15 protein-coding genes are annotated in these 16,858 nt (G+C 66.4%); 8 read left to right on the top strand and 7 right to left on the bottom strand.

Annotated features, from left to right (window positions below; all coding sequences use genetic code 11):
- Positions 1-14 precede the first annotated feature (14 nt).
- Positions 15-869, top strand: a complete 855-nt coding sequence (locus tag D3260_RS09190) for a universal stress protein (protein ID WP_120098303.1) — start codon at positions 15-17, stop codon at positions 867-869.
- 174 nt (positions 870-1,043) lie between these two features.
- Complete coding sequence (locus tag D3260_RS09185) at positions 1,044-1,775, top strand: SDR family NAD(P)-dependent oxidoreductase (RefSeq protein ID WP_120098302.1); 732 nt, start codon at positions 1,044-1,046, stop codon at positions 1,773-1,775.
- 1,140 nt (positions 1,776-2,915) lie between these two features.
- On the opposite strand, the gene D3260_RS09180 is transcribed toward D3260_RS09185, so the two are convergent.
- The 3 genes from D3260_RS09180 to D3260_RS09170 all read right to left on the bottom strand — a co-directional run bounded on the left by D3260_RS09180 (position 2,916) and on the right by D3260_RS09170 (position 5,915).
- Entirely contained in the window at positions 2,916-3,233 is a 318-nt protein-coding gene (locus D3260_RS09180; protein ID WP_120098301.1) for an ACT domain-containing protein, read from the bottom strand.
- Between the two features lie 3 nt (positions 3,234-3,236).
- Positions 3,237-4,955, bottom strand: coding sequence for an acetolactate synthase 2 catalytic subunit (gene ilvG, locus D3260_RS09175; protein WP_120098300.1), 1,719 nt, complete (start codon positions 4,953-4,955; stop codon positions 3,237-3,239).
- A gap of 261 nt (positions 4,956-5,216) precedes the next feature.
- Positions 5,217-5,915, bottom strand: coding sequence for a LexA family transcriptional regulator (locus D3260_RS09170; protein WP_158583474.1), 699 nt, complete (start codon positions 5,913-5,915; stop codon positions 5,217-5,219).
- Positions 5,916-6,044: 129 nt separating this feature from the next.
- On the opposite strand from D3260_RS09170, the gene D3260_RS09165 reads away from it, so the two are divergent.
- Both D3260_RS09165 and panD read left to right on the top strand, forming a co-directional pair.
- A complete protein-coding gene (locus D3260_RS09165) occupies positions 6,045-6,344 on the top strand; it encodes a helix-turn-helix domain-containing protein (protein ID WP_120098298.1) in 300 nt (99 codons plus the stop codon).
- Between the two features lie 121 nt (positions 6,345-6,465).
- Positions 6,466-6,888: an aspartate 1-decarboxylase gene (gene panD / locus D3260_RS09160; RefSeq protein ID WP_120098297.1), complete on the top strand. Its 423-nt coding sequence runs from the start codon at positions 6,466-6,468 to the stop codon at positions 6,886-6,888.
- 96 nt (positions 6,889-6,984) lie between these two features.
- Here panD and D3260_RS09155 read toward each other — a convergent pair whose 3' ends face one another.
- The 3 genes from D3260_RS09155 to D3260_RS09145 are packed head-to-tail and all read right to left on the bottom strand — an operon-like array spanning position 6,985 to position 12,726.
- Positions 6,985-7,935 carry an LD-carboxypeptidase gene (locus D3260_RS09155; protein ID WP_120098296.1) on the bottom strand — a complete coding sequence of 317 codons (951 nt, stop codon included), beginning with the start codon at positions 7,933-7,935 and terminating at the stop codon, positions 6,985-6,987.
- Positions 7,925-11,449 (bottom strand): YhaN family protein, encoded by a 3,525-nt coding sequence (locus tag D3260_RS09150; RefSeq protein WP_120098295.1) that lies wholly within the window; start codon positions 11,447-11,449, stop codon positions 7,925-7,927. The genes D3260_RS09155 and D3260_RS09150 overlap by 11 nt, the downstream gene beginning before the upstream one ends.
- On the bottom strand, positions 11,446-12,726 hold the full coding sequence (locus tag D3260_RS09145; protein ID WP_120098294.1) for a DNA repair exonuclease: 1,281 nt from the start codon (positions 12,724-12,726) through the stop codon (positions 11,446-11,448). Before D3260_RS09145 ends, D3260_RS09150 begins: the two co-directional genes overlap by 4 nt.
- A 266-nt stretch (positions 12,727-12,992) precedes the next feature.
- Here D3260_RS09145 and D3260_RS09140 point away from each other — a divergent pair, with 266 nt between their 5' ends.
- A complete protein-coding gene (locus tag D3260_RS09140) occupies positions 12,993-13,316 on the top strand; it encodes a class I SAM-dependent methyltransferase (protein ID WP_120098401.1) in 324 nt (107 codons plus the stop codon).
- Positions 13,289-13,801 (top strand): hypothetical protein, encoded by a 513-nt coding sequence (locus tag D3260_RS09135; RefSeq protein WP_147418152.1) that lies wholly within the window; start codon positions 13,289-13,291, stop codon positions 13,799-13,801. The genes D3260_RS09140 and D3260_RS09135 overlap by 28 nt, the downstream gene beginning before the upstream one ends.
- Before the next feature lie 844 nt (positions 13,802-14,645).
- On the opposite strand, the gene D3260_RS09130 is transcribed toward D3260_RS09135, so the two are convergent.
- A complete protein-coding gene (locus tag D3260_RS09130) occupies positions 14,646-15,590 on the bottom strand; it encodes a pyridoxal-phosphate dependent enzyme (protein ID WP_120098292.1) in 945 nt (314 codons plus the stop codon).
- Between the two features lie 117 nt (positions 15,591-15,707).
- On the opposite strand from D3260_RS09130, the gene D3260_RS09125 reads away from it, so the two are divergent.
- On the top strand, positions 15,708-15,917 hold the full coding sequence (locus tag D3260_RS09125) for a hypothetical protein (RefSeq protein ID WP_233544019.1): 210 nt from the start codon (positions 15,708-15,710) through the stop codon (positions 15,915-15,917).
- A gap of 1 nt (position 15,918) precedes the next feature.
- Positions 15,919-16,563: a hypothetical protein gene (locus tag D3260_RS09120; RefSeq protein WP_120098290.1), complete on the top strand. Its 645-nt coding sequence runs from the start codon at positions 15,919-15,921 to the stop codon at positions 16,561-16,563.
- The last annotated feature ends 295 nt before the right edge of the window (positions 16,564-16,858 follow it).

The raw sequence follows: 16,858 nt of genomic DNA, 5'->3' as shown, positions 1-16,858 counted from the left end.
GGGGAGACAGCGCAATGAATGATCGTACTATCGTCGCCTGCATCGACGGCTCCAGCTATGCCGCCGCGGCCTGCGATGCGGCCGTCTGGGCCGCAGCCAAGCTGGATTCGGCGCTCAGCTTCGTGCACGTCATCAGTCGTCGCAAGCATGCGGCGGCCACCGATGTGTCGGGCCGCATCGGGTTGGGCACCCGCGAGCATCTGCTCAACGAGCTGGCCGAACTCGACGGCGCCCGTGCCAAGCTGGCTCGGGAACGCGGCACCGACATGCTCAGTGCCGCCGCCGAGCGTGCGCGCGAGGCCGGCATCGCCGAGCCGCAGTGTCGACAGCGCAACGGCGAACTGGTCGACGCCATCACCGCGATCGAGGCGGAGATCCGGCTCATGGTCATCGGCAAGCGCGGCGAGTCGGCCGGCGACGATGATCATCTGGGCTCTAATCTCGAGCGCGTCATTCGGGGCGTGTCCTGTCCGATCCTGATCACCACCGAAACCTTCAGCGCGCCGCAGCGCGTGCTGATCGCCTTCGATGGCAGCGCCACCGGCCAGAATCTCATCCAGCGAGCCGCGGCCTCGCCGCTGCTCGGCGAAGTCGCCGCCCACCTCGTTTATGTGGGGGAGCCGGATGATCGACGCCGGGCGCAGATCGACGAAGCCGAGGCCACGCTGCGCCAGGCCGGGGCCGATGTCACCACGGCTGTCGTGACCGGCGAAGTCGAATCTGCACTGCACACCTACCAGCGCGAGAACGGCTGCGACCTGATGGTCATGGGCGCCTACGGCCACAGCCGTATCCGGCACATGCTGGTTGGCAGCACCACGACCGACATGATCCGGCGGGCAGAGGTGCCGGTTCTGATCACGCGTTGAGCCCGGGCGATCCGGACCGCGACCCTGGACCATGTGCCCGACATCTGTCGGCGGCCGATCACCGGCTGATACCCGGTCTTTCGTCGTCTGAGCGACGTCGCCTTCCGTGACACTGTCGATGTTCAGCCGCTCGGCGTAAGCTGTTGTCCAGGCACAGTGGTTCGGGAATTCGCAATGGATGATCTGGTGCATCGCGTGGCCCTGGTGACCGGGGCTTCGCGCGGGATTGGGGCAGAGAGTGCCATCGCCTTGGCGCGGGCCGGCTGCAACGTGGCGCTGGGTTACAACAGCTCGAAGGCCGAGGCCGAATCGGTGGCCCGCGCGGTGCGCGAGTGCGGACAGAAGGCGGTGCTCATTCCCGCCGACGTGTCCGCCAGCGCGGCCGCCGAGATGCTGGTCGGCAGCACGGAGGCCGAACTCGGCCCGGTCGATATCCTGGTCAACAACGCCGGCATCAACCCGGTGTACGCGATCGACGAGCTCAATCTCGAACGCTGGCAGACGACGCTGCAGACCAATCTGACATCGTCGTTCATGCTCTCGCAGCGTGTCATCCCGGGCATGCGCGAGCGGGGCTGGGGGCGTCTGATCATGATGTCGTCGGTGGCCGCCCAGCTGGGCGGCGTCATCGGGCCACACTATGCTGCCAGCAAGGCCGGCCAGCTCGGGCTCATGCGCAGTTACGCACGACTGCTCGCCGGTACCGGCATCACGGCCAATGCGATCGCCCCGGCGCTCATCGAGACCGACATGATCGCCGACAACGACAACATCTCGCCGGATTTGATTCCGCTCGGGCGATTCGGCGCTGTCGACGAAGTCGCCGAACTCGTCGTCCACATGGCCCGAAACGCCTACATCACCGGGCAGACCTTCAACGTCAACGGCGGGATGTACATGAGTTAGGGAACCTCTGATCTATTCATCCACGGTCGCGTTTGAGTCCCAAAAGGCCACGATACAAGGCGCATGGCGCCGCGTCATAGCCACGCCATGATCCAGCCATGCAAGGCCGTAGCGCGGCCTTTTGGGCCAAACCGCTTGGCGGCCGGGCTTTTGCGCGCGCCTGAGCGGCGTTGCCGCTCGCTCATTTGCATTCAGCAAACGGCGCTCGCGGCGTCTTGTCAGACGCGCGCAAAAGACACCGGCGCGACCGTAGATGAATAGATCAGAGGTTCCTTCGGTGTTCGGCCGCCGGCACGTCCGGGCGCACAGACGGTCCGGTGGACAAGCGGGATGGCGCCGGGTGTTGGTCCGGACTCGGTGCGTATCCGGCGGTGCGGTGTCTCGCCGGTCGCCTCGTCACCGGCGTCTCGGCGCGCTTCGGTCACGGCTGGATCAGTTGGGGCATGCCGGACATGCAAATGGTACGACCTGTGAGCCGGGGCCTGAGGCCGTGCCGCAGGTCGTGTGTCGGCCCCGACGCGGACGATTCACGAATACACACAATTGCTGTGGATAATCGCGTGCATGAATGGCGCTAGCCGGCACCGCACAAGGGCTGCCGGCCTCTGATCAAAAAATGACCAGATCAGCGGTGTGCGCGAGTCGTGTTCGAAAACGGATCGGAACCTCGGGCCCGCTGGTGGCTGCCGCGGTCTCGATCGGGCCGGTCTTTTCCCACAATATCTGTGGATAACCACGTGTGTGAATGTCGCCAGGCCCGGCAGCGCCTGGCCTGGCGGCGGTTGGTCAGAAAGTGATCAGCCTGTCATCCGCTTCGCTCGACTCACTTGGTCCGGGGCGATATGGCCGCGTCGCCCGCGTCAGCCGCATGACAGGGCGCAACCCAAAGGGACAAGCGCCCTATTAATCCGGCACCAAAACAGCTGACGACGTCAGCTGTTTTCAACGCCATCGAAAAATAAAAGCCGGCACTTGTCCGTCTTTTTATTTTCAATGGCTTCACGGCCTTTGGCCGTGGCGCGCGTGCTTTCGCACACGCGCGTTATCAACCCGAAAAATCATCTATTTTTATGCTGGGTTAATAAAATCAAAAACACGACGGCAATACAGCGTTCCAGCAGGTTGGCGCAGAATGACACGCTATGCCTGCGACGCCTCGTCTTGCCGCAGAACAGCGCTTGGCGCGGACTCGCACGACACATCAACAGGCCCTAGCGGTCGCTGGACCGATTGCATTGTCGCGATGTTGGCCAGGTGCGCGCGCAGCGTCTCGATGGCGCGTGCGCCCTGCACATGCAGGGCAACCGCCAGGCAGGATTCTGTCTGGCGTGCCTCAACCTGCCGGATCGAGAAACCGCGACGTCGCACGACCTGTAACAGTCGTTCGAGATCGCCCGGGGCGCCGGCAAGGCGGCAGAACAGACGATGCTGGCGATCGCTGATATCGGGGATATGCATGATTCAGCTCGCAGTGGCAGCCGTTTCAACGGCGGGCAGATGCGTGGCATCGAGCATGTCGCGGTTGGCCGCACCCGGTGCGACCATCGGCCAGACGTTATCGTTGCGCACGATATGGGCGTGCAGCAGCGCCGGGCCGGGTGCGTGCAGCCAGCCTTCGAGGCCGGCCGCCAGCTCACCGGGCGTGGTGACCCGGCTGGCCGGAATGCCGAAAGCCGCGGCCAGGGCGCTGAAATCGGGGTTGTCATCCAGCGCAATCTGGCTTTCGCGGTTGTCGTGGAACAGCGCCTGTTGTTGTCGGACCATGCCGAGACAGGCGTTGTCGAGAACCACGATTTTCACCGGCAGATCGTGTCGGCGGATCGTGGCCAGTTCCTGGACGTTCATCATGAACGAGCCGTCGCCGGCGATATTGAGCACGGCAGCATCCGGTCGCGCGAAAGCCGCGCCGATCGCCGCGGGCAGTCCGTAGCCCATGGTGCCGAGTCCGCCGCTGCTCAGGTGATTGCGCGGCGCGCCGAAGTCGAAATGCTGGGCGACCCACATCTGGTGTTGCCCCACGTCGCAGGCCACGACCGTATCGGACCGACAGGCCTCTGACAGGGCATGGATCAGATCCGGCCCGGTCAGATGCGGGCGCGGCGATCTCGAAAGGGCTGCCGCGAAGCCGTGCCTCGCATGCCACTCCCGACACTGACGTCGCCACGCTGCGATCGACAGCGGCGTATGGGTCAATGCTTCGGTCAGGCGGGTCAGGGCATCGCCGAGGTCGGCGTGCACGCCGATCTCCACGGCCCGGCGTTTATGCAGCTCCGCGGCGTCGATATCGATATGCACGATCCGGGCATTCGGGGCGAAGCCCGACAGGGCGCCGGTGGCGCGATCGTCCATGCGGGCGCCGATGACGAACAGCACATCGCAGGCATCGACTGCCTGGTTGGCCGCGCGTGAGCCGTGCATGCCCAGCATGCCGAGATCATCCGGCGCCCGATGCCCGGCATTGCCAATCCCGTTCAGGCTGGTCACGGCGGGCAGGCCGCTTCGTGCCGCGAAGTCGCGCATGGCCGGTTCGGCGCCGGCACGGGCCACGCCGCCGCCGGTATAGAGCAGCGGGCGACGTGCCGTGCGCAGCATGGCCAGAATCCGGGCCAGGTCACGTTCCGTGGCCCGTGGGCCGATCGGGCCCGGCACGTGTCGGGGCACTTCAATGGCCGGCTCGGATGTCGCCGCGGCGAGCACGTCCTTGGGCACATCGAGCCACACCGGCCCGCCGCGGCCACGGGTCGCAATCTCGATGCCCTCGGCCACGGCCGCGGCCAGTTCGTCGGGATGCTGCACGAGACGGCTGTGCTTGACGATATCCAGGGTCATGCCGAGCACGTCAACTTCCTGGAACGCATCGGTGCCGATCGCCGCCGACGGCGTCTGGCCGGTGATCACCAGCATCGGGATCGAATCGCGATGGGCATTGGCCACGCCGGTGACGAGATTGGTCGCACCCGGCCCGGAGGTCGCGATACACACGCCCAGTCGACCGCTCGCTCGGGCATAACCGTCGGCAGCCAGGGCACAGCCCTGTTCGTGCCGGCAGAGCACGTGACGGATGGCCGGATGGTCCACGAGGGCATCGTAGAGCGGCATCACGCAGCCGCCCGGATAGCCGAAGACCGTATCGATGTCGTGGGCGGTGAGAACGTCGAGAATCTGATGTGCGGCATTCATGGGTCGGTCGTCTCGTCGAATACGCAAAAAAAAGCCCCCGGGGCCTTGCGGCGCCGGGGGCTCTGGTGTGTCGAATGTCGTATCGGCTACGTCATCATCGCGCACACACCAGTGCCCCCGGTGGTTACGACCACCAGTACGAGCATGACGAGTACGTTGATATGTTGGGTCATCGAAGCGACGCAGGCATTCGGATTCGAAATCGGCGGTGACGTTAGAACGCGCCGTGCTGTCCTGTCAATGGCGCCGGCCCGGCGCCGCTCAAAGCACGCGGTCGGCCCATACGATGCGTCCGGCAACCTCGACCGTCTCGATTACGCCGTCATCGAGCGCGATATCGTCGTATCGGTCGCCGGTGGCGCGCAGATACAGTCGGCCGTCGGGATCCTGGTCGACGCGCCGGACCGTGATCCGGCCCGCCAGACGCACGGCGAAGATCTGCGCCGGGACGAGCACGCGCTGACCGGTATCGACGAGCATCAGCCGGTCGGGCTCCACGATGCCCGGCATGGTGTCGTCGGCTTGGATCGCGGTGCGCAGATCGTCCACGCGATGCGCGATGGTTCGCGCAAAGGCGCGATCAAAACGACAGTAGGCGGTATCCCGGCCATATCGGTCATCGGGCGCGTCGGGCAGGGGGGCGATCGCGAGGAAATCGCGGCTATCGTGATCGCGGTCGACGGGCCCGGTGTCATAACCGGCGCCTGGTTCCCGGATCTCCGAGGCTACCTGTCGCGTATCGTCGAACATCGGTTCGTAACCGGACAGCAACCAGTTGACGTTCACACCGGCAGCGTTGAGCGCGTGCAGAGCCCGCCAGTTGGGCGCGCTCTGACCGGTTTCGTAGTTCTGCCACGTCCGCAGCCCGCCACCGATGGCCTCGCCGGCCTGTTTCTGGGTCCGACCCCATGCCTTGCGCAGCGCCTTGAAGCGCTCGGCGACGCGGCGGTGGTCAGGCACGGATGAATCGGACGTCATATCGAGCGGATGCGCGCAAGACAGTGAAAAACGATACGAAAGCCGTCTGGCTTTTTGACCGATGCACCAATGTTGGTATATTCATTCTGCGTGACATCTTGGTCATTCTTCATGAAGAAAATTTCGGCGGCACCTAATGAGCGCACGTCCGACCGCCATCCGGCCGATATCAAGGCCGATCTCGAAAAGGCGGGCTGGTCGCTACGCCGGCTTTCAGTTCATCACGGGTTCAAGCCGCAGTCGCTCGCAAAGGCTTTGTATCAACAATGGCCGGGTGCAGAACGCCTGATCGCTGCGGCCATCGATCAAAAACCCGAGGATATCTGGCCGTCCCGATACACTGCCGACGGCGTTTCCAGGCGCGCCGCTCGTCGTCGATCAAAGGTTATCACGCCAACCGATAACATCTAACTGCGTGCGCCACGCCGGCCCTGGCCGGCTGCTTGTCGCCCGGTATCGATGATGGCTGCGTTGGGCAGGGCACGGCCCTTAGAATAGGCGCTCCATTCGATGTGGTTCCCGGGAGCCCGGCATGTATCGCACACTCGTCAACGGCAAGATTCACCGGGCCACGGTGACTCAGGCCGATCTGCACTATGTCGGTTCGATCACCATCGATGTGGCGCTCATGGAGGCGGCCGATCTGGTCGAGGGCGAGCAGGTCGCCGTTGTCGATGTCACCAACGGGGCGCGTCTGGAAACCTATGTTATCGCCGGGCCGCGCGACAGCGGCATCATCGGGATCAACGGGGCGGCCGCGCATCTCGTGGCCGTTGGTGATCTGGTGATCATCATGAGCTTCGTTTCAATCGCAGAAGAAAAACGGGCCGGCCATACCGCCCAGGTCGTGCATGTCGATGCACGCAACCGGGCGATTTCGCTGGCCGACGATCTGGCTGCGCCGGCCTGCGGCAGCGACGAGATCGACGGCCGCACCCGTGTTCCGAAGGGTTGAATGACCGGCGCTGCGGTCGCCTCGACGTGCCTCGCACACGCGCCACACCGCTGGCCTGTCGCCAGTTGCCGGCGCGCTCTCGGTCTTGGCCGGTCTTCATGACGCGGCGGAAACGATGAGCCCCTGGTCTGGATCGAGAACGGCAGCGGCACCGATCCGCCAGGCATGGTTGATCACGTCGTGCCCGATGGGGAGTCCAGCGTAGACCGGGATATCGTCGCGGCCAGCCCATTCGGTGACGATCGAGCGGATCAGCACCATGTCGTCGTCCGGCGTGCATCGGGCGAACTCACCGAGCGCGATTGCAGCCACGTGGCGTCGATCGAGAGAGGCCAACAGTTGATACAGGCAGCGCTCGAGACGAAAGGCTGCCTCGCCGACGTCTTCGAGCAACAGGATCGCGGGCCGCGTGAGCTGCATCGCTGCCGGCGTGCCGGCGATGCTGGCCAGCGTGGTCAGATTGCCGCCGACGAGCACGCCGTGCCGCGCGCCCCGGTCGCCGCTGACGTGTTCGGCCGGCCAGCGCGCCGGGCCGCCGTCGATGCAGGCTACGAGTGCGGCCATGCTGTGCCGGCGCTCGGCGCGCGCTGTTGCCGTCTCGCCGGGCAGGGCCAGTTGGGTGGCGACCGGGCCATGAATCGCCCGGCGTCCATGGCGATGAAAGGCTGACAACAGCACGCTCATGTCGGAGAAACCGACGAGCGGGACGTCGCTCGGGATACGATGCCAGTCGATGTCATCGACGAACTGTGCGCTGCCATAGCCGCCGCGCAGGCACCAGACAGCGGCGAGATCGGGCTGCTTGAACGCGGCGTGCAGATCCACCAGGCGCGCGGCAGGCGTGCCGGCCAGGTAGCGGTGATGCGCGCGAGCATGCGCGCCGAGCCAGGTTCGGATGCCCGCGGCATGGCAAACAGCGAGTGCGGTGTCGATCCGGTCGTCGGCGACGCCGCCGGCCGGCGCGATCAGGGCGATCCGACGCCCGGCCAGGGGCTCCAGTGTTGCGACCAGGGCCTGTTCGGCCGACGACAGGGAATCAGAGTTCATGGGTTGCCACCTGGTTGCCCAGCGTGCGCGCCGCCATATCGCGCAGGTGCGCGTGGTGAGTGAAGAACAACACCTGGGTCCGACGCGACAGGGTCGCCAGGATTTCGAGCCCGGCGATGGCGCGGTCGTCGTCGAAATTGATGAACAGATCGTCGGCAACGACGGGCAGGGGGGCGGCGCGTTCGAGGTAATCCTCGATCGCGGCCACGCGCAGGGCCAGATACAGCTGGTCGCGCGTGCCCTCGCTCATGTGCTCCGGCGTGACCGGGCTGCCATCGCCCCGCACGCCGACGATCTGCAGTTCGTCGGCATCGTCGAACTCGCCCGTCAGGCCGGCCACAGAACCGCCGGTCAGATGGTTCATCAACGTCGAACCGCGTGCGATGAGCGGGCCGTGCTTGTCCATCGCATAGCGCTGGCTGGCCCATTTGAGCAACGATGCCGCGATGCCGACCCGCAGATAGCGCTCGGCGGCATCGGTCATGTCGGCCAGCGCGGTCTGGCGCTCGGTGGCCGCGACCGCGGCCCGGTCGTCGCCGCCGATGGCCTCGAAGGCACTGCGGGCCTCGTTGCGGGTATCACGGGCCTGACCGAGCGCCTGATCGAGATCGTCGATCTCGTGACGTAGCGCCTCGGTCTGCTCGCGCAGCCGATCCAGATCGCTGGCCTCGACCGCGGCGACGAGATCCGCGATCGGCACGCCGTCGCCCTGTTCGTTAAGCGTCGCCGCGAGGCGCGTGCGCTCGTCGATGAGTGCGGCATGGCGTTCCCCGGCCGCGATCGCGCTTGTCAGGGCGTCGGTCTCCTCGACGCCGGCGCGTTGACACAGGGTGGCCAGACGGCGAAGTGCCTCGGCACGGTCCTGTTGATGCGTGGCTCGGCGTTCGACCTCGGCGGTGCGATCGCTTTCGCGCGTGCGGCGCTGCTGGTACTGCGCCTGGGTCTCGCGCAGGGCGCCGATGAGCTGTTGGACGGCGGCGCTGGCGGCGGTCTCATCGGTCGGCTCGTCGCGCCCAACCGCGCGCAGGACATCGGCGACCTCGCTGACGAAACGCGTGCGTCGTGCCACGAGTGTCTCGCGCTCGGCATCGAGCGCGCGCAGGCGCTGGGCGCGCTCGCGCGCGCCGGCCAGGACCTCGATGGCGGCCAGGCCGGCCTCGCTGTCCAGATCCGCGGCGAGACCGAGGGCGGCGAGTGCGCGCGACCAGGCGTCCTGCCAGTCTCGATGGGCGGCCTGGGCGTGCTCCTGTTCGCTGGCAAGACGCGCCAGACGGGCGTCGACGTCCTGCTGCTCGCGGTCGATGCGTTGTTGTGCTTCGGCCCGGCGTGCCTCGAGCGCGACCAGGCCGCGCGCCCGTTCGATCAGCTGGGCCAGCGCGGCTTCGGCGATTTCGTCATCCGGCACGCCGAGTGCGCTCAGCTGCGGTGCCAGCTGGCTGCGATGGGTGGTCACGCGATGAGCGATCGATTCATGGGCGCTCTGCGCATCGATGTATTCGTCGTGTGCATCGAGCACGGCGCGACGATGATCGAGCCATTCACGCATGGCTTTCGGGCCACCCGGCGTGATCTCGGCCGGCTGCCAGAGCGCGTTCCATTCCGTGCGCAGGCCTTCGAGACGGGCATCGGCGGCCTCGAGTCGCCCGGTGGCCTGTTTCAGCGCCTGTTCCCGGTCGGCGACCTGGCGTTGCTGCTCGGCGTCGCGGGCAAGAGCCTCGTGATGTTCGAATCGGGCATCCGCGAAGGTATCGGCCTGCCGGATGGCCGCTGCCAGCGCCTCGGCCGGATGCGCACGGGCCTCGTCGTCCAGTGCCTCCTCGTCGCCCGGTTCGTCGAACAGATCGCGTTCGCGCTGCGCGACATAGCGCTGTCGTACGAGCTGCCAGCAGGCATCCCGGCGTCGACGCGCCTGCGTCAGGTCGGTCTCGCTGGGCAGGGCGTCGTCGGCGCGTCGGCGTTGCAGGGCATCGCGCACGCGCGCGGTTTCGTCGGTCAGCTCTTCGACGCGGGTCTGTAGACCCCGACGGGTGTTCTCGGCATCGGTGATCGCCTCGGCAAAGGCATCGACCGCGTCGCGCCGGGGAACGTCGAGTGCGCTCAGTGTCTCGCTGTCGGTAACGGCCGGATCGAGCGCGGCCAGCCGGCGCTCGATCCGGCGGCCGATCTGATCCAGGCTTTGCTGACCGGCGCGCAGCTCGGCTTCGAGATCGCCCTCGCGCGTGGCGGCGTCCAGCCAGGCCGACAGGGCATCGGTCGGCTGGCGTGCGCCGTTGGCGCGAGCTTCAGCGGCCAGCCGGGCCTCGGTCTCGCGGGCGGCAGCGAGATTCTCGCGCGCGTGAGTGAGGTCGCGGGCATGGCCGTCGGCCTCGCCGGCCAGCCGTCGCGCGCCGGCGATTTCGGTCGACCCGGGCCAGGCGGGGTCGGCGGTGTGCCAGTCGAGCTCGCGCCGGTCGGCGGCCAGTGCCTCGGCCAGACGGTCCCGTTCGCCCTCGAGTTCGGCGAGTCGCTCCCGATCGTCGTCGATCCGCGAGCGCTGTTCGCCCAGCCGCTCGATGGCCGGGGCCGCCTCGCGCAGCGCCGGGTCGTCGGTCAGGCTCGCCAGTTCTTCGTCGAGCCGTGCGATATGGGCTTCGATGGTTTCGATCGCCGCGGTGGCGGTCTCGATCGTCTCCTGTGCCTCGTCGTGGACGCGGCGCGCATCGCCTCCCAGATCGGGTGGGATATCGAGCTCGTCCAGCTCGGCTTCGATCTGGCGATGGCGTCGCACCGCGGGCGCGACCCGGCGAATGCGTTCGAGTTCGAGCCATTGCCGGTGTGCGCGGTGACGCGTTTCGACGCGCGTGTCGTACCGGCTCTCGGCCTCGGCCAGCGCATCGCGCAGACGACGCCACTGGCTGGCCGTGATCTCGTGGGTCTGGATCGTCTGATCGGCCTGCTTCAGGCGGGTCTCGGCCTGATAGTAGCGGCGGCTCGCCGAGGCGTTGGGCGCCCAGAGCATATCGGCTTCGCCGGCCAGCCGGCTGCGTTCGGCCAGAATATCGGCCAGACCGGAGCCGGCCGACAACAACGCCGTGTCGGCCCCGGCGCCGGCCGAGGCCAGTGCCTGACCGCCGGCCCGCAGCCCGTCGTGATCGAGGCTGAACATGCGTGAGAAAAAGGCCCGATCGGCGCCGGCCAGCGCGCGCGCGAGCCTGGTCTCCAGCGCGTTGGCGGCCTCGCCGTCATCGTCGAGCAGCGTGTTCTTGCGGCCTTTCTTGCGCACAGCCGTGAACGGCGCGTCGGAGCCGGCCTCGATCCGTGCGCCGATCCGCAGGGCGTTGTAGGCATGGCGGAAATTCAGTGATGTCTGGGCCGGGAAGCCGAACAGGAAATCGCCGATGGCAGCCCGTGCGGTGGTCTTGCCGGCCTCGTTCGCGCCGTAGACCAGTTGCAGATCGTGCGCACCGGATTCGAAGACCAGATCGCGGCCCGTGAAATGGCCGTAGGCCCGCAGTTGCAGTGCGGCGAACCTCACGCCGGATCCTCGTCGAAGGTCAGGCGGGCCATCAGATAATCAGCCCCTTCGGCGATCAACGTGTCGGTGTCGGATTCGATAGCGGCCCGCAGCATCCGGTCGTCGGTCTGTGTACGGATCTCGTGCGGCAGGCGCTCGACCAGGCGCTGGATCTGTCGTTGGATCATGCCGCGCACGTCGTCATCGGCAGTTGCCTCATCGAGCAGGCGTTGCAGTTCGCCAAGCGCATCGGCGCGGGCGCGTCGGGTCGTGGCGTCGTGCTCGGGCGCGGTGGCGCAGCGGATCTTTTCGACATAGATCGGCGCGCCACGAGCCAGGCCGGCGGCCGCCGTCCGCGCTTCGGCCAGCAGACGCTCGGAGGCTGCGATCAGGCGGTCGTGCAGCGCTGTGGTCCCGACGAGATGAAGCCGCAGCGCGAGCATTCGGTCGGCGGCCTCGTCGGCGGCCGTTTCGATGGCCCGGCGCATGGCCGACAGTACATCGTTGAAGTCGTCGGCCCCGGCCATATCCACCTCGGCGCGATACCAGCGGGCCACATCGCAATACAGCGGGTGGATCGCGGCCACGCGGCTATCCTCGACCACCACTTCATACGCGCTCTTGGCGCCGGTCTCGCGGATCGAGCGACCCTGGAGATTGCCGGAAAAGACGACATGGGGATGCTCGGCGAGCACCGCTGCGCCGTGGACATGGCCAAGCGCCCAGTAGTCGTAACCCTTGGCGGTGAGTTCGTCCAGCGTGCACGGGGCATAGTTCTCGTGACCGCCGAGCCCGCCGAGGCCGGTATGCAGCAGCCCGATGTTGAACGCCGCGGTCTGTGGCGCAGGATAAGCCGGGACGAGATCATCGGTCACCGCGCGCTCGGCGTAGCTGATGCCGTGCAACGCCACGTCGAGTTCGGGCAGATGCCGGCTCTCGGCCTCGTCGGCGGAAAACACGTGTACGTTGGCAGGCAACGACAGGCTGCGTGTCATCTGGTTCTGCGCATCGTGATTGCCGTGGATCAGGTAAACCGGAATCGCGGCCGTATCCAGGCGCTGCATCTGGCGTACGAAGAACACGCCGGTCTGGTAATCCCGCCAGTCACCGTCGTATACGTCGCCGGCGATGAGCATGAAATCCACGGCCCGTTCGATGGCCGTGTCCACGAGCAGGGTCAGCGCTTCCCGCGTGGCCAGCCGCAGCCGCTCGGCAACTTCCGGCACATCGTCCGACAGACCGTGCATGGGGCTGTCGAGATGAATATCGGCGGTGTGGATGAAGCGGAAGGAGCTCAAAAGGGCGGGCCGTCGCACGGTCGGGCAATGGCCTGCATCTTAGCCGCTCTGCGGCCCCTACCCAATGCGCCGAACCAGGCGGCTCGGATATTCTCGGCCGTTTGCCGGCTCGTTCATGCCGGTGCGTGCAGTGCAACAGGCGGGCGCAATAGCAGGGGGACACGCCGAAGAATATTTCGACGCGTACCGCCACGATTGGTGAAATCCGGATTTCCTGGCCCTGATGGCGGCGCGGTTGCGGCTGGATGACGGCCGGGACGTGCTCGATGTCGGCTGCGGCGAATGCCATTCATTGGAGCCGTCTGCTGGCGCCGTTCCTCGGTTCGCCTTTCAGCGTTCACGCGCTGGACCGGGACACGGCCTGGAGCCGGCCGGACGCGCGCTTGTACCGATACTTCGAACAACAGGGCGGTCGTCTGCAAGCAGTACACGGCCACGCTGAAGCGCTGCCGTTCGCGGATGACAGCTTCGATCTGGTGACCTGCCAGACGGTGCTGATCCATGTTCGTGACCCGCATGTCGCGATCCGCGAAATGCAGCGCGTGGCCCGGCCGGCGGGCTGGTGCTGTGCGTCGAGCCCAACGATCTGATGGGCTCGCTGGTCAAATCCAATCCGACGAGCGAGCGGTCGGTGGCCGATATCGTGGCCGACGTGAAATTCGCGCTGGAACTCGAGCGCGCCAAGATCGCCGCCGGCGACGGCGACAGCTCGGTCGGCGATCCGTTGCCGGGCGCCATGGTGGCGGCCGGGTTCGAGGATCTAGGTGTGTACCTGTCCGACAAGGCGGTGCCGACCTATCCCCCGTACGCGCAAGACGAGCAGACAACGGTTATCGAAACCGAGCGCCGATGGCTGGCCGACGAAATCGGCCTCTACGATTGGCAGCGTCAGCGGCGTTATCTGAGTGTGCTGCCGGGCGACCATGAAGATGCACCGAAAGCGGCGCGAGCGCGTGTTTCAGCCGAAGCCGACGAACGCTTGGCTGCACTCGAGGCCGGTTGTCATCACTCGGCGGCTGGCTGTCTGATGTATCTGGTCGCCGGGCGGAAACCGGGTTGGGCGGAAGGCAAATAATTGAATTCCCGTGCGTCGAGCATCTCGTCGCGCTGAATCGCTCGGATATTGGTCCATTTCGTCGCTTGTGGCTTCCGACGAGTGGCGTTTGGGGGAATTGGAGCGCTTACACGGTCACGGCCGCGATCGTAGGCTTAGCGTGCCGTGTCTGGATTCGGGCTCCCTTGAGCGCAGCGCCGAGCAGTGGAGGGCGCAAGAGAAAAAAGACAATCGTATATCTGAGTGCTGCTTGGCAGCGCGCGTTTCGCGGCTTCCCTGCTTGTGGCCGGAGCGGCGCAGGGTACTGATGCAAGGCATCGGCGCAGGGTAGAGTGTCTTTTCCTTTGCTTCCTTGCGTTTGGACAAGAAAACGAAAGGAAGTTGCGCAACAGCGCGAAACCCCTGGTTACTTGAAAGTCGCGAGTTTTCCGAGCGCGAAAGGGTAGTTTAGCCCGTCAGGATATAGAACCACGGTGTGATTTCGGCTCTGGTTCCGCACGGATGTGCGGGTTCTTTTTTTGCCTGCGCCAAGGAAGGAAACAAGAAAAGGCTCGCGCAGCCGAAGACACGGTTATTCAAGGCGGGCGGCGGCGAACATGTCGTCTGTGGCCGTGGGTTAGGGCGGTTTACCGGTCACCAGGGCCTGTTGATGTGTCGTTCGAGCGCCTTTTCGTTGAGAGACCGCAGTGTGTCCGGCAAGTCGCGAGTCGCCGATCGTGGCGTGCCACGATCAAGGCTGGCAACGCCGCAGGGCGTGATCGAATATCGTCTGGATAGCCCGTTGCGCGGATGAGTGCGCGCCGTCCCGGGTTCGACCGCTCACCTCGCCACGGCGTGCGCACGGGCGCAATGTCGTACTGGTGGGCTACCACGGCAATCGGTCCAGATCGACATTGCCGCCGGTGAGAATCACGCCGACGCGACGGTTCGCGAAGTGCTCGGGCGCGGCGAGCACGGCTGCGAGTGCCACGGCACAAGAGGGCTCGACGATGATCTTCATGCGCTGCCAGATAAGTCGCATGGCGGTGACGATCTCGTCCTCGGACACACGGGTGATGGCGGTGACGTGATCGCGCACGATCGGCCAGGTGATTGCGCCGAGCGAGGCCTTGAGGCCATCGGCGATGGTCTGGGGTGCATCGTTGCCGCAGCGCTGGCCGCTTTCAAGCGACCGTGCCGCGTCGTCTGCCGCCGACGGCTCGCCGCCGTGGACCGCGATGTGCGGCGCGAGGGCTGAGATCGTCAGGGCCGTGCCGCTGATCAGGCCGCCGCCGCCCACCGGCGCGATCACCGCGTCCAGATCCGGGACGTCGTCGATCAGTTCGGCCGCGCAGCTGGCCTGGCCGGCGATGACGCGGACGTCGTCGTAGGGTGCGATGAATTCGGCGCGGGTGTCGGCCACGAAGGCGTCGAGCGTGGTCTGGCGGGCGGCATTGGTCGGCGCGCAGAAGATGATGTCGGCGCCGTAGCCGCGTACGGCCTCGATCTTCGGTCGGGGCGCGGTTTCGGGCATGACGACGGTGGCGCGGATGCCGCGGGCGGCGGCCGCGCGGGCCAGCGCCTGGCCGTGATTGCCGCTCGAATGGGTGGCGACGCCGCGGGACGCCTGCTCGGCCGACAGCGAGAACACGGCGTTGGTCGCGCCGCGGGCCTTGAATGCGCCGGTTTGCTGGAAGTTCTCGCATTTGAAGAACAGGCGGGCGTCGGCGGCGGCGTCGAGCGCGCGCGAATGCATCACCGGCGTGTGATGAACGGCTTCGGCGATGCGTTGTCTTGCGGCGTGCAGGGCGTCGGGTGACAGGGTGTTCATTGCAAGCAGGTGTCCGTCGGCGATAATCCACGACTGTACGGTCGAGCCGTCGCCGGTACTCTTGACCGGTCCAGCGACGACGCCGTCAGGCCCGAGATTCAACCGAGGATGAGCACGATGCAACAACCGCACCTGTTGCGATATATCTGCGAACTGGCCGGCGACGAGGTGATCGTCGAAGCCGAGAGTGCCGAGGACGCGGCAGAAAAGGCCGTGCGCGACCACGCCGCCCAGCACGGCGGCGGGACGTATACCGTCACGGTCTCCGAGGCGACGGATTACGATCTGCCGCTGATCGCCGGCGACGATTACACGGTCACGATCTGACATGGCATATCGTGACAAGTCCCCGATGGGGCGATGGGCCGCACTGGCCGCCGGACTGATCGCGAGCGTCGCGCTTGGCGGCTGTGCCACATTGCAGCGCGGCGGCTCGGACTCGGGCAATGACGATGCGCCAAGCGCGGCCACACTGGAGCAACATGCCGGGGCGCTCGAGGCCACGCCCGGCCAGCCGCATGCCGATGCCCGCAAACGCCTGGCCGATGCCTTGAGCGCGATCTACAGCGACGGCGGCACGGCGCGCCCGTTGCACTATGTCGCCGACTTCACCGATCTAAACGGTGACGGCCACGACGAAGCGCTCGTCTATGTCTTTGGCCCGAACGAGTGTGCCAACGGTTGCGATCTGTACGTATTCCAGCGTCAGGGCGATCGCTACGAGGTGCTCAACCGGGTGCCGACCGCGCGCCCGCCGCTGGTCGCCTTTGCCAGACGTCACGCCGGTTGGCGCGATCTGGGCGTCGGGTCGATGGACGCGGACGGCAACCCGTCGTCGCTGACGTATCTGACGTTCGCGGCCGGCCAGTATCAGACCGCCGAGTCCACGCCGGCAGACGATGCGCAGCGCACCCCGTTGATCGAGCGCCTGTCCTTTCCCGGTGCGCCCTCGGTGACGCACGCCTCGCGCTGAAGCCGTGTCGCCGTCGGCTTCAGCGCCCGCCACGGTACGGATATTGCTAGGTCCTGTTGAGGTTTCGTTCGAGCGCCTTTTCGTCGAGAGACCGCAGCGTGTCCGGCAAGGCGCGAGTCGCCGTATCGTGGCGTGCCACGATCAAGGCTCGCAACGCCGCCGGGCGCCCATCGTCGATTTTTCATGGGCGGCCCAACCCGAAGGGAAGGGACAAGGGCCCCAAAATCAAGAACACGACGGCAATACAGCGTTCTAGCAGGCTGGCGCAGAATGACAGGCTATGCCTGCTACGCCT

The sequence above is a fragment of the Salinisphaera sp. Q1T1-3 genome, assembly GCF_003602005.1.
Lineage (GTDB): Bacteria > Pseudomonadota > Gammaproteobacteria > Nevskiales > Salinisphaeraceae > Salinisphaera.
This window is presented reverse-complemented; position numbering and strand designations above follow the sequence as displayed.

What these genes read in the sequence shown, in the direction of transcription:
- D3260_RS09190 (WP_120098303.1), top strand. Translation starts at nt 15, where the DNA reads ATGAATGATCGTACTATCGTCGCCTGCATCGACGGCTCCAGCTATGCC.
- D3260_RS09185 (WP_120098302.1), top strand. Translation starts at nt 1,044, where the DNA reads ATGGATGATCTGGTGCATCGCGTGGCCCTGGTGACCGGGGCTTCGCGC.
- D3260_RS09180 (WP_120098301.1), bottom strand. Translation starts at nt 3,233, where the DNA reads ATGCATATCCCCGATATCAGCGATCGCCAGCATCGTCTGTTCTGCCGC.
- ilvG (WP_120098300.1), bottom strand. Translation starts at nt 4,955, where the DNA reads ATGAATGCCGCACATCAGATTCTCGACGTTCTCACCGCCCACGACATC.
- D3260_RS09165 (WP_120098298.1), top strand. Translation starts at nt 6,045, where the DNA reads ATGAAGAAAATTTCGGCGGCACCTAATGAGCGCACGTCCGACCGCCAT.
- panD (WP_120098297.1), top strand. Translation starts at nt 6,466, where the DNA reads ATGTATCGCACACTCGTCAACGGCAAGATTCACCGGGCCACGGTGACT.
- D3260_RS09155 (WP_120098296.1), bottom strand. Translation starts at nt 7,935, where the DNA reads ATGAACTCTGATTCCCTGTCGTCGGCCGAACAGGCCCTGGTCGCAACA.
- D3260_RS09140 (WP_120098401.1), top strand. Translation starts at nt 12,993, where the DNA reads ATGTCGGCTGCGGCGAATGCCATTCATTGGAGCCGTCTGCTGGCGCCG.
- D3260_RS09130 (WP_120098292.1), bottom strand. Translation starts at nt 15,590, where the DNA reads ATGAACACCCTGTCACCCGACGCCCTGCACGCCGCAAGACAACGCATC.
- D3260_RS09125 (WP_233544019.1), top strand. Translation starts at nt 15,708, where the DNA reads ATGCAACAACCGCACCTGTTGCGATATATCTGCGAACTGGCCGGCGAC.
- D3260_RS09120 (WP_120098290.1), top strand. Translation starts at nt 15,919, where the DNA reads ATGGCATATCGTGACAAGTCCCCGATGGGGCGATGGGCCGCACTGGCC.